This window comes from Vibrio sp. DNB22_10_4, from assembly GCF_052879755.1.
The window spans coordinates 89,324-102,195 of the sequence record NZ_JBNNXW010000014.1 but is presented as its reverse complement, the minus strand read 5'-3'; the positions used below and the strand labels follow the sequence as shown (position 1 = coordinate 102,195).

Here is a 12,872-nt window from a genome sequence, read left to right as displayed (position 1 = left end):
GTCATTCATATGCGCGTCGTTCTCCAGTTCGTTCGAACGGATGATAAGGTTACCTAGAAAATCGAGTTCGATGGCAAGGTGATCCGCTGGCTCATTGAGGTCTTTATTTACTGCAATACCGTGCTTGGCGAGTAGATCTGCCATTTCTTGCGCAGGTTGGTCGTTGAGTAGGCCAGAAGTACCAATGTACATTGAGGCATAAGGCAGTGCGCCATGCTTGTCGGTCTTTAAAAACAGATCACAAAAATCGGCAGAGAGCTCCAACTGAGCATCTTCACGTACTTGCAATCTATTGAGCGAATCAGTGAAGGTTTTGATTGGCTCCGACAGCGATGGGTTTTCACCAAGTCCGGTTAGAAACGAACGTATTTCTGGGCTGTGGTATTTGCTTAGTTCGTCGTCGGTCAGCTCAGAAGCAAACAAGCTTGATAGCCACCAATAGATTTCCGCACGTTGCTCATTAAATGCTTTGATTTCTTGCATTTGTATTGTCTCCAAAAATGATACTTCTATTTTAGCTAATAAAGATGAATAGCAATAACGTGTTGTATGAATAAATGAGTTAATTTATTAAAAAATATGAAAAATCGTGCTTTGTCAGATGTTTGTGCGATTTGGTTTTTGTTGCATATGCTATTCGACGGTTTTGGTTGTCTTGAATCAAAAAAAAGTAGGTTTGTGCTGTTCTACGCTGTAGTAGACTAGAATTGTGAATGGTTATGAATAGAATGAAACGGTCATTACAGATTGAGATAGTACAGATATGAAATATCACGTTTTGGTTGTAGAAGATGACGTAGTCACTCGCAGTAAGCTCGCTGGCTATTTCGAAAATGAAGGCTATTTGGTCAGTGAAGCCCAAGATGGCAATGAAATGCGTCAGGTTCTGCAAGAGTCGAGCATCGACTTGGTGATGCTTGATATCAATCTTCCGAAAGAAGATGGCTTAATGCTGACTAGAGAACTGAGAAGTCAGTCTGATATTGGTATTATTTTGGTGACCGGTCGCACTGACAGCATTGATAGAATCGTTGGTCTTGAAATGGGCGCGGATGATTACGTCACCAAACCGTTTGAGCTGCGTGAGCTGCTGGTACGAGTGAAGAACCTGCTGTGGCGCATTGCGCTAGCGCGTAAGCAGCCGGTGTTGGAGTCATCCACTCAAAATGAGCATGTCATTCACTTTGGTGAATGGACGTTTGATAAGCAGCGTCGTTCTTTAAGCAATAACGGTGATCCGGTTAAATTGACGAAGGCGGAATATGAGCTTCTGGTCGCACTCTCGACGTATCCGAATCAAGTGCTGAGCCGTGAGCGGATTTTAAATATGATCAGCCACCGAGTAGATGCGCCAAACGATCGAACGATTGATGTGTTAATTCGTCGCATGAGAGCGAAAATGGAAATGGATCCTAAGAATCCACAGATTTTTATTACCGTTCATGGTGAAGGGTACATGTTCGCTGGCGATTAACATTAATAGACAGTTAACACCTTGTATTAGCTCCAGTTACCAAAAAGGTAACTGGAGCTTTTTTATGGGAGCAAGTTTGCCTTCTGCCGCGATATGTTGCTCCGTTACCGATTTTTTTTGTTAGATGACTCGCGTAGTGTTTCTCTTCCTTTTTCGCAACCCGAGTTGACGGATTTGTTGAACTAATTTGAAGAGGGTTGCTTTGATAATGTCGGGCTGGTGTACGGTTGGCGCGTCTTATCGAACCTAACTCAACTTCATTAAAACTTGGTTCAATAAAAGGATGTTCTATGACCAATGTGATTTCTCAACCCAAGCTTACTGCTGCGCACAAACCAGCGGCGGGATTTAGGTTTGCAGCATTACCCGCAGTGGCCTTGTTAGCTGCAAGTTCACTTTACACAGCCCCTGCAATGGCTTTTCAATGCAGCGCGTTGGCGGTTTGGGATCCCTCTGCGACGTACAACGGTGGCAACGAGGTTCAATGGCAGTCTGCGGCTTATAAGGCCAATTGGTGGAATGTGAATGTCGATCCCGCGCAAAATTCAGCGCCTTACCAAGAATGGTCGAAGCTTGGTGATTGCTCCAGCGGCGGCGCGAATATCGCTCCGTCTGTTTCAATTCTCTCACCAGAAAATAATGCACAGCTAGCGGTTGGTAATGTCGTGACCTTCTCTGCCACGGCAGGGGATACTGATGGCACGGTAACTGAGGTCGTGTTTGCTTTAGGTGGGGTTGCTTTGGCAACGCTAACAAGTGCCCCTTATACGACTGACTGGCTGACAGAATTGGGTAGTTACCAGTTAACGGTAACGGCAACAGACGATAAAGGCGCAACGACTGCAGCTTCTCAGTCATTTAGTGTTGCTGATGCCACTAACCAGCCACCAAGCGTAACGCTTCAAACCTCTAACTCTCAGGTCAACGTAGGCGATCAAGTGACTTTGACCGCTTCACCTTCGGATAGTGATGGCACCATTACTCAGGTCGATTTTGTGGTAAGTGGAGCCGTCGTTGATTCTGTCACCACACCACCATGGCAAACGGTTTGGAGTGCAGCTTCTGCCGGCGACTATGTTATCGAGGCTGTCGCGACCGACAATGCCGGTGCTCGCTCTCAGTCATCGTCAGTCACCGTATCAGCCATTGAATTTGCTGGTGGTAAATGTGCTGATGCCGCGGCCTATATTGCTGGCACTAGTTATCAGAGTGGACAGAATGTCACTAATAACGGCAGCTTGTATCAATGTTCGGTGGCTGGATGGTGTTCATCCGACTCGGCATGGGCGTATGAGCCTGGAACTGGCCTGTACTGGGAAGATGCGTGGAACAGCCTTGGGGCTTGTGCAACCGCTCCAGAAATTACGCTTGTCTCGCCAAGTGAAGGTCAAACATTATTGCTAGGTGCAGATGTAAACATTCAAGCTAGCATAAATGATGCTGATGGTACTGTAGTCAGTGCCGAAGCGAGCGTTAATGGCGCTTCATTAGGGTTACTTTCCGCTGCGCCTTATCAATGGACGTGGAATGCAATCGGCTCTGGAGAAACAACCGTTACGGTTGCGGCGACAGATGATGAAGGCAATACCAGCCAAGTTAACCGTACTGTGTCAATAACAGACCAGCCTTTGGTTACCGAGATCACTTCACCGGCTTCAGGCGACGTTGTCGCGGTAGGCAAAGCGGTCACGGTGACTGCTGATGTCAGCGCGCTACAAAGTGATGTCTCCAGTGCTGAGCTCTTCGTCAATGGCTTGTTAGTTGCAACGGATAATACGGCTCCTTATCAATTTAGCTGGACACCAGCAGCTATAGGCTCTTATCAGCTCAGTGTGACAGGTAAAGATACACAGGATAACTCAGCATCTTCAACCAGTGTAACGGTATCAGCTAAATCCGTGGTGCAGCCTAGGCACAAACTGATTGGCTACTGGCATAACTTTGTTAATGGCGCGGGCTGTCCGATCCCACTGAATCAAATGTCGAAAGATTGGGACATCATTGATATCGCGTTTGCTGACAACGATCGCAACAGTACCGGCAGAGTCCATTTCAACCTATACAATGGCGATATTCGCTCGAGTTGTGCACCAATAGATCCTGTTCAGTTCAAGCAAGACATCAAGGTGCTACAAGCAGAGGGTAAGATCTTTGTTCTGTCACTTGGCGGGGCTGAGGGGACGATTACACTAAATACAGATACTGATGAAGCAGCGTTTGTGGAGAGTCTAACGGCCATTATCAAAGAGTGGGGGTTTGATGGTTTAGATGTCGATTATGAAAGTGGCTCGAACCTTGTTCATGGTAGCCAGATCCAAACTCGCTTGCCGCGTGCATTAAAAGCGATTGAGACGAACATTGGCGGTGATATGTATCTGACAATGGCGCCAGAGCATCCTTATGTGCAAGGTGGAATGGTTGCTTACTCAGGGATATGGGGCGCGTATATTCCGCTTATCAATGAAGTGCGTGACACGCTCGATCTATTACATGTTCAACTTTACAATAACGGTGGGCTTGCTAACCCTTATACGACAGGAGCCGCACCTGAAGGGTCTGTAGATATGATGGTAGCAGCATCGAGAATGCTCACCGAAGGTTTTGAGCTTGCAGATGGCAGCCAATTCCTGCCACTTCGAGATGATCAAGTCGCGATTGGATTGCCGTCTGGACCGAGCAGTGCGAATTCAGGGCAAGCGCCAATTGCCAATATCGAAGCGGCGCTCGACTGTATGATCTCGCTGAATCGCTGTGGAACGATAGTACCTACAAAAACCTCGCCTAACTTTGGCGGTGTTATGACTTGGTCGATCAACTGGGATCAGCACGACGGTTTCAACTTCTCTGTTCCGGTGAAGGCGAAGTTGGATCAATTGAACGCACGATAATCACCAATGGTGGCTACATATGTGAGTTTGACTAAGTAAAAGAGCCTCGCAATGAGGCTCTTTACTTTTTAGGGGAACTTTTACAACTTACTGACTGGTAGCCGCTGCTTCATCGCTCTCGGACTCGTCATTTGGCGCAAGCTGTTGTTCAATTTCTTGCTGTTCTAATTGCGCGGGTTCTGCTGATTCGGTTTCAAACTCAGAGACCGAAAATGACAAATCTTGCATGCTCTCATTAGCAACCCAATCTCGTAGGCGCTGCCATAGCTGACCTAAGGTTTCATGCCAATAGCGCTCAGTCTGTTCAAGATAACGAGCTTGAGGTGTGTAGCGACTCCAAGCCTGCTCTACGTTCTCTTGAGCCAAAAAGTTTGTAGGCGCAGGATATGGATTAAGGCCGGCGGCCTCAAACTCATACATTGCTCGCTGCATATGACTGGCTGATGTTACTAAGACCAGCTTTTTGCTTTGTACAAACGCCGATGCTTGTCTTGCTTCTTCCCACGTGTCTTTGGCTGCTTCAAGCAAAATAATATCGGGCTTTGCTACGCCAAGCGCGAGCGCTACTTTCGCCATGACTCTGGCATGACTGACATCAGTGCCACCGGCATAGCCGGACAAAATCAGTTTGCTTCCAGGATACATGCGCATGACGCGAATGCCTTCGGTTAAGCGCATCAAAGAAGTGCGAGATAACGCTGACGTTGGAGGAATATCGTCATCCACCACGTGACCACCGCCAAGCACCATCACATAGTCAATAGATTCATTAATGGGTAAAAAAGCGCTGTATTCACGCTCAAGCGGCATCAATAAACGGCTAGAGAGGGGCTGGAATGCAATAAGAAATGTCCCACACAGCGATACGAGAACCAGCAAGCTTCCAAACTTACGTCTTGCGGTAAACATGATAAGAAGCAATCCCAAGAAACCAAGGATTAGCATAGCAGGTAAAGGCATTAGTAATGCAGACACCAGCTTTTTCAGCTCAAACATAGAATAATAGTCCGAAAAAACACCACTTAACGCTAAAAAAGGGACTTGCCCCTTTATTCCTGTCACTTATATGACAGAATAGCTGTACGACTGGTTATCTTAACTCAATAAACCGTGATGCAAGACCGTAATTTCGACGATATCGCCCACAAATTTGCAAAAAATATTTACGGCTCCGAGAAGGGAGAAATCCGCCAAACTATTGTTTGGGAAGATTTAACCCAGGCTCTTGCCGTGCTGGATGATACTAAAAAAACACTCAAAGTATTAGATGCGGGGGGTGGATTAGGTCAAGTTTCGCAGCGTATCGCTGAGCGCGGACACCATATCACCTTGTGTGACCTTTCTTCGGAAATGCTTAAGTTAGCCAAAGCAGAGGTTGAAAAAAACGGGTTACTCTCGCAATATCACTGGATCCACAGTCCAGTACAGCGTATTGCTGAGCACATGGAACAGCAAGTTGACCTAACTTTGTTCCATGCAGTGATGGAGTGGTTGGCTGACCCAAGGCCGGCCCTCGAAGCGGTATTACAACAAGTGAAACCTGGCGGTATCGCTTCTGTCATGTTTTACAATCATCATGGATTGGTATTTAAGAATGTCATTTGTGGCAATATTCCTCATGTATTAGATGGAATGCCGCATAGAAAAAGATTTAAGCTTCAGCCACAAAAAGGGTTGAAGCCTGAGGACGTGTATCAGTGGGTTGAAGAAGCCGGGTTTGAAATATGTGGTAAATCTGGCATTCGTTCATTCAGTGATTATATTGGCAATATGCAATACATGGGAGATTACACCGCTGAAGATGTTCTAAAACTGGAACAACAGCTGTGTCGCCAAGAGCCTTATCTCTCCATGGGTCGATACATACATGTATGGGCTAGGAAAAAACAATAACAGGAAAGACCATGAGTGATAACACTCTAAATGCTGATGACCGACCGATAGACGAGCTAGTCGGATGGGTCAAACAGCATGATTTTGCGTTGAATCTTTCCACTGAACGGTTGGCATTTCTCATCTCCATCGCGGTGTTGAGTAATGAAAGATTTGATGAAGAGCTGGGCGAGGGCGAGTTGCATGATGCATTTAAGATCGTCACCGGGCAGTTTGAGCAAACAGGCGAAGCCACCGCGTTTCGTGCGAACAATGCGATTAATGAACTGGTCAAGCAGCGCCTATTAAGCCGCTTTACCAGTGAAGTCAACGATGGGGCGAGCATTTACAGGCTCAGCCCTCTTGCCATCGGTATCACCGATTATTACGTCAGACATCGCGAATTCTCCAAGTTACGACTCTCAATCCAGCTTTCAATGGTGGCAGGTGAGATGGCAAAAGCCATTGAAGCCGCACAAGAAGGCGGGACGGTTGCTCATTGGCGTAAGAATGTATTTGGCGTGTTGAAATACTCGGTTGGCGAGATTTTCGATCAAATCGATCTTAACCAACGCGTAATGGATGAACAGCAGCAGTCGGTGAAACTTCAGATTGCAGAGCTGCTTAACAAAGATTGGCGCGAAGCGATTAACAACTGTGAGACTCTGCTTTCGGAAACTTCAGCAACGCTACGTGAGCTGCAAGATACGTTGCAAGCGGCGGGCGATGAGCTGCAAACCCAGATTTTAGACATTCAAGAAATCGTCTATGGCGATGATGAGCTCGAGTTCGTTGGTGAAGCTTTGTTCGGCTTGCAGATGAAGCTCGACCGCATCATTAGCTGGGGTCAACAAGCGATTGATTTGTGGATCGGCTATGACCGCCATGTGCACAAGTTTATCCGTACTGCGATCGATATGGATCAAAACCGCGCCTTTAGCCAAAGGTTGCGCCAATCGGTCACAGACTATTTTGACTCACCTTGGTATCTCACTTATGCAGATGCCGAGAAGCTCACCGATCTTCGTGACGAAGCCCTTGTACTTCGCAACGCTGAGGTAACCGGTGCCGTGCCACTTGAAGTGGAATACGAAGAATTTGAACAAGTAAATGATGAGCTCGCTGAGCGAATTGGAGACATGCTTAAAGTGCATAAAGAACAAGGCTCTCCAATCGATCTTGGCTTGGTGCTACGCGACTACCTCGCGTCACATCCACATACTCATCATTTTGATCTCGCAAGAATTGTTGTAGACCAAGCCGTTCGATTGGGTTACTCCCAGTCTGATTACTCGGCTATTCAGCCAGATTGGCAAGCTATTAACGATTTTGGCGCAAAGGTACAAGCAAATGTTATCGACAAATATTGACGAATACATGCCAGAGAAGCTGGCAAAAGCGATCACCAACCCGCTGTTCCCTGCATTGGATAGTGCACTGCGAGCGGGAAGGCACATCTCATCTGAAGACCTAGATAATCACGCACTACTTTGTGATTTTGAGGTTGAGCTGGCCAGTTTCTATCAGCGCTACAACACCGAGTTAGTGAAAGCGCCGGAAGGCTTTTTCTATCTGCGCCCACGCTCGACGACATTGATCGGTCGAAGCGTTCTTTCAGAACTTGATATGCTGGTAGGTAAGGTACTGTGTTTCCTTTACCTAAGCCCTGAACGTCTTGCGCATGAAGGTATCTTTACTAACCAAGAGCTTTATGAAGAAATCCTAGCGCTTGCGGATGAAAAGAAGCTGATGCGCCTAGTGACTAACCGTGCGACTGGTTCGGATCTCGACAAAGAGAAACTGTTTGACAAAGTACGTACCTCACTGCGTCGTTTACGTCGTCTAGGGATGACCATTTCCATTGGTGATACCGATAAATTCCGTATCAGCGAAGCGGTATTCCGCTTTGGCGCTGACGTTCGTGTTGGTGACGATATGCGTGATGCGCAGCTTCGTCTCATCCGTGATGGTGAAGCCGTGGTGCATACACAAGCACCATCGCAAGGCAGCTTGATCCCAACGGATGAAAGCAGCGACTCGGTTGAGTCAAATGACAACGATACAGAGAACAATCAACAGGAGGCGGACGCATGATTGAAAGAGGTAAGTATCAATCGATGACGATGGTCAACTGGAACGGCTTCTTTGCACGTACCTTTGACATCGACACTCTAGTCACCACGCTTTCTGGTGGTAATGGTGCGGGTAAATCCACCACTATGGCATCGTTCATTACGGCGCTGATTCCAGACCAAAGCCTTTTGCACTTTAGAAATACCACCGAAGCGGGGAGCTCTCAGGCGTCTCGCGATAAAGGTTTGTACGGTAAGCTTCAGCCTGGTACCTGTTATTCTGCGCTGGATGTAGTGAACTCGCGCAACCAACGCGTTTTGTTCGTGGTTAAGCTACAGCAAGTCGCCGGTCGTGATAAGAAAGTGGATATTAAGCCATTTATTGTACAAGGCTTGCCAAGCAGCGTAAAACCAACCGATATTTTGATTGAAGCGGTATCGGATAATCACGCTCGCGTGCGTCCAATCAATGAAGTGAAAGACGCTGTAAGCGCAATGGAAGGCGTGCATTTTAAAGCCTTCAACTCGATTGTGGATTACCACGCGCAGATGTTTGAGTTTGGTGTGCTGCCAAAGAAACTGCGTAACAGCAGCGATCGTTCTAAGTTCTATCGTCTGATTGAAGCCTCGCTCTACGGTGGTATCTCGAGTGCAATTACTCGCTCACTTCGTGACTACCTACTGCCACAAAACGGCGGTGTGAAGAAAGCGTTCCAAGATATGGAATCTGCGCTTCGTGAAAACCGTTTAACGCTAGAAGCGATCAAGACCACCCAAGCTGACCGTGATCTGTTTAAGCACCTGATCACCGAGTCGACGAATTACGTGGCAGCTGACTATATGCGCCATGCTAACGAGCGTCGTAACAAGCTTGAGACAACGATGAAGCTTCGTGGCGAGCTGTTTGGTTCTCGTCAAACGCTTATCGCGCAAAACGAATTGCTCAACAAAGTTCAGCAAGAGCTGACGTTGTTAGTTGAGAATGAGTCGGGTCTAGAGCAAGATCATCAAGCAGCGCAAGACCACCTATTGTTGGTACAAAACGCGCTTCGTCAGCAAGAGAAGATTGAACGCTACCAAGAAGATCTTGAAGAGCTGAATGAGCGTCTTGAAGAGCAGATGATGGTCGTAGAAGAAGCGACTGAGCGTAAGCTTACCGCTGAAGAGCAAGCGACATTTGCTGAAGAAGAGGTGGATAGCCTTAAGACTCAGCTCGCTGATTATCAGCAAGCGCTGGATGTTCAGCAGACGCGTGCACTGCAATATCAGCAAGCGGTACAAGCCCTTGAGAAAGCACGTAACCTGCTTGAGAACGAATCATTGAATCAAGATGGCGCAGCAGAAACACTGAGCCAACTAAAATCGCAAGAATCACAAAGCACGACTGAGCTTCTTGAGCTTAAACACCGCCTTGACATGTCATCGGCCGCTGCACAGCAGTTTGAACAAGCACTGTCGCTTGTTAAGCAGATTGCGGGCGATGTAGGGCGCAGTGAAGCGAGCCAAGTTGCGAAATCGGCGATCAAGCAAGCGGATGAGCATCGTCAGCTACTGAAAAGTGAATCTCAGCTTCGCGCGCAATATCGTGAACTTGAGAAAAACATTGAGCGTCAGCAGCAAGCGCAGAAGCTTGCAAGCGAACTTGGTGATGCAGGAATCCGTGTTGATAGCGAAGCGGATCTCGAAATGGAAGCGGAGAGCCAACGCGAGCGCGTGCTTGAGTGTGAACAGCAGCTTGAAGCGATTCGTGAAGCATCTGGCGAAACAAAGCAGCGCGAACAAGAGTTTGTGTCTGAGATCAGCAAGCTAGAAGGTTATGCGCCGAAATGGATCAAGTCTTTTAATGCGCTTGAAGATCTTCGCGAGCAAAGCGGCATGGAGCTGGTGGATCGTGCAGATGTCATCAGCTCAATGCAAACCACTAATGACAATGAGCGTAAGACCTCTTTCGAACGTGACTCGCTGGCGAAACGCCGTGAAGAGCTAGAACTTGAGATTGAACGCCTTGCCTCCCCTGGTGGTTCGAACGATCCTCGCTTGAAAGGTCTTGCCGACACGCTTGGTGGCGTTCTGCTGTCTGAGATTTATGATGATATCACTATCGGTGATGCACCTTACTTCAGCGCGATGTACGGCCCTGCGCGTCATGCCATTGTGGTATCAAATCTCGACGGCATCAAAGAAAAGCTGGTTGAGCTTGATGATTGCCCAGAAGATCTTTACATCATTGAAGGTGACATCGATGCCTTTGATGACAGCTCTTTCGATGCGGATGAGCTTGATGGTGCGGTGTGTGTTCAGCTTAACGAACGTCAACTACGTTATTCACGCTTCCCTAAGATCCCATTGTTTGGCCGTGCAGCACGTGAACAGCGCTTAGAGCTACTACGTGAACAACGTGAAGAAACGGTAGAAAAACACGCAAAAGCGGCGTTTGATGCACAAAAAATGCAGCGACTATACCAAGCGTTCAATGCGTTCGCAGCAGAGCACATGCAGTTGGCGTTTGAAGCGGATCCTGAAGTGGAACTGGCACGTTTACGCGAGCTTCGCAGTCAGGTAGCACGAGAGCTGAATGACAACAAACAGCGTGAGCAACAAGCGAGTGCGCAGCTGTCGAAATCGAAGCAGTGTGTGACCTTGCTGGATCGTCTATCTATCAGCGCGAACGTGCTATTTGATGAGACTCTGGTTGAGCGTCATCAAGAGCTTCAAGCTCAAATTGAAGATCTCAATGGCGCTAAGAGCTACATTCAGCAACATGGCGCGGCGGCTGAAAAACTGGCTGCGGTAGTCAATGTTCTCGACAGCGATCCAGAGCAATTTGATGCGCTGACTAGCCAATATCAAAATGCCGATAAAGCCCTGCAAACGCTAAAAGCACAGATCTTTGCCGTTGCGGATCTTGCTGAGCGTCGTCCTTACTTTGCTTATGCAGACTCAATGGACATGCTCAACCAAAGCAGTGAATTGAGCGAGCAGCTCAAAGCGAAACTGGTGCAAGCGGAAGCAAGTCGTGCCCGTCTACGTGAAGGGCTAAAGCAGGTTCAAGAACAAGCGAACCAGTACAACCAAGTATTGGCGTCACTTAAGAGCTCGCACCAAGCTAAGTTAGAGACGGTTCAAGAGTTCAAAGCTGAGCTTCAAGAGTATGGCATTGTCCCTGACGAATCAGCGCTTGAACGTGCCGAGAAGCGTCGTGATGAGCTACACCTAGCACTGCAAACTTCTCGCACTCGCAAGTCTGAGTATGAGAAGACGATGACGTCGACAGAGCTTGAGATGAAGGGTCTGGCTAAGCGTCTTAAGAAGGTTCAGAAAGAATACATTGAACTGCGCACCTACGTGGTTGCCGCAAAAGCGGGTTGGTGTAGCGTACTTCGTCTGGCGAAAGCGAACGATGTTGAGCGCCGCCTGCATAAGCGCGAACTGGCGTACATGAGCGCGGGCGAGCTTCGCTCTATGTCGGATAAGTCTTTGGGTGCATTGCGTCTTGCTGTCGCAGATAACGAAGATCTTCGCGATTCACTTCGTCAGTCTGAAGATACTTCGAAACCAGAGCGTAAAGTTCTGTTCTACATTGCCGTCTATCAACACCTTCGCGAGCGTATTCGTCAAGACATCATCCGTACTGACGATCCGGTAGAAGCAATTGAAGAGATGGAAGTGGAGCTAGCGCGCCTAACAGAAGAGCTAACTCAGCGTGAAAACCGTCTTGCGATCAGTTCTGAGTCGGTGTCGAGCATCATTAAGAAGACGATTCAGCGTGAACAGAACCGTATTCGTATGCTAAACCAAGGCTTGTCGAACATTCACTTTGGTCAGGTTAAAGGCGTTCGTTTGAATGTGAAGATCCGCGAAAGTCATGAGCAGTTGCTGGTGGCGCTAACGGGTGAGCACAAAGATCTGTTTGAAACCTCGCGTTATACCTTCTCGGAAGCGATGGCTAAGCTATTCCAACGCGTCAACCCGCATATCGATATGGGTCAGCGCTCGCCGCAAGTATTGGGTGAAGAGCTGCTTGATTATCGTAACTACTTAGAGCTAAGCGTTGAAGTAAACCGTGGCTCTGACGGTTGGCTGCAAGCGGAATCTGGCGCGTTATCAACAGGTGAAGCGATCGGTACCGGCCAGTCAATTCTGTTGATGGTAGTACAGAGCTGGGAAGAAGAGTCTCGTCGTCTGCGTAGCAAGGACATTCTGCCGTGTCGCCTACTGTTCCTAGATGAGGCCGCGCGTCTGGATGCTAAGTCGATTGCGACGTTGTTTGAGTTATGTGACCGTCAGGGTATGCAGCTATTGATTGCAGCGCCAGAAAACATCAGCCCAGAAAAAGGCACCACCTATAAGCTTGTGCGTAAAGTGTTTAAAGACCATGAGCATGTACATGTAGTGGGTCTGCGTGGCTTTGGTGAGAACAAGCGATTAGAAGATGCTGAACAGCTCGTTGAGCAAGCAACGGTTTAGTGATTAGATTCTAATTCATTAAGCAAAATCCGATATTGGTGTCCAATATCGGATTTTTTGGATCTGTAGTACTCAATTTGTTTTTAATCTGAAACTTGT

Annotated in this window: 8 protein-coding genes; 6 read left to right on the top strand and 2 right to left on the bottom strand. The window is 47.7% G+C overall.

All coding sequences use genetic code 11. From position 1 onward, the window contains the following. The coding region (torD, locus tag ACVA6Q_RS21275; RefSeq protein WP_446648873.1) for a molecular chaperone TorD at positions 1-483 on the bottom strand (483 nt) is incomplete at its 3' end. Positions 484-763: 280 nt separating this feature from the next. Here torD and torR point away from each other — a divergent pair. Both torR and ACVA6Q_RS21265 read left to right on the top strand, forming a co-directional pair. Further along, positions 764-1,474, top strand: coding sequence for a two-component system response regulator TorR (gene torR, locus ACVA6Q_RS21270; RefSeq protein ID WP_446648872.1), 711 nt, complete (start codon positions 764-766; stop codon positions 1,472-1,474). A 290-nt stretch (positions 1,475-1,764) separates the two neighbouring features. Then, positions 1,765-4,362, top strand: a complete 2,598-nt coding sequence (locus ACVA6Q_RS21265) for an Ig-like domain-containing protein (RefSeq protein WP_446648871.1) — start codon at positions 1,765-1,767, stop codon at positions 4,360-4,362. Positions 4,363-4,449: 87 nt separating this feature from the next. Here ACVA6Q_RS21265 and elyC read toward each other — a convergent pair whose 3' ends face one another. Next, positions 4,450-5,358 carry an envelope biogenesis factor ElyC gene (gene elyC / locus ACVA6Q_RS21260; protein ID WP_353498335.1) on the bottom strand — a complete coding sequence of 303 codons (909 nt, stop codon included), beginning with the start codon at positions 5,356-5,358 and terminating at the stop codon, positions 4,450-4,452. Between the two features lie 114 nt (positions 5,359-5,472). Here elyC and cmoM point away from each other — a divergent pair, with 114 nt between their 5' ends. From cmoM to mukB, 4 genes are read left to right on the top strand one after another with little or no spacing between them, the layout of a single operon-like run. After that, on the top strand, positions 5,473-6,255 hold the full coding sequence (gene cmoM / locus ACVA6Q_RS21255) for a tRNA uridine 5-oxyacetic acid(34) methyltransferase CmoM (protein ID WP_353498336.1): 783 nt from the start codon (positions 5,473-5,475) through the stop codon (positions 6,253-6,255). Positions 6,256-6,266: 11 nt separating this feature from the next. After that, on the top strand, positions 6,267-7,604 hold the full coding sequence (mukF, locus tag ACVA6Q_RS21250) for a chromosome partition protein MukF (RefSeq protein WP_446648870.1): 1,338 nt from the start codon (positions 6,267-6,269) through the stop codon (positions 7,602-7,604). Beyond that, positions 7,585-8,328 (top strand): chromosome partition protein MukE, encoded by a 744-nt coding sequence (gene mukE, locus ACVA6Q_RS21245; protein WP_353498338.1) that lies wholly within the window; start codon positions 7,585-7,587, stop codon positions 8,326-8,328. The genes mukF and mukE overlap by 20 nt, the downstream gene beginning before the upstream one ends. Next, complete coding sequence (gene mukB / locus ACVA6Q_RS21240; RefSeq protein ID WP_446648869.1) at positions 8,325-12,773, top strand: chromosome partition protein MukB; 4,449 nt, start codon at positions 8,325-8,327, stop codon at positions 12,771-12,773. The genes mukE and mukB overlap by 4 nt, the downstream gene beginning before the upstream one ends. Positions 12,774-12,872: the final 99 nt, after the last annotated feature.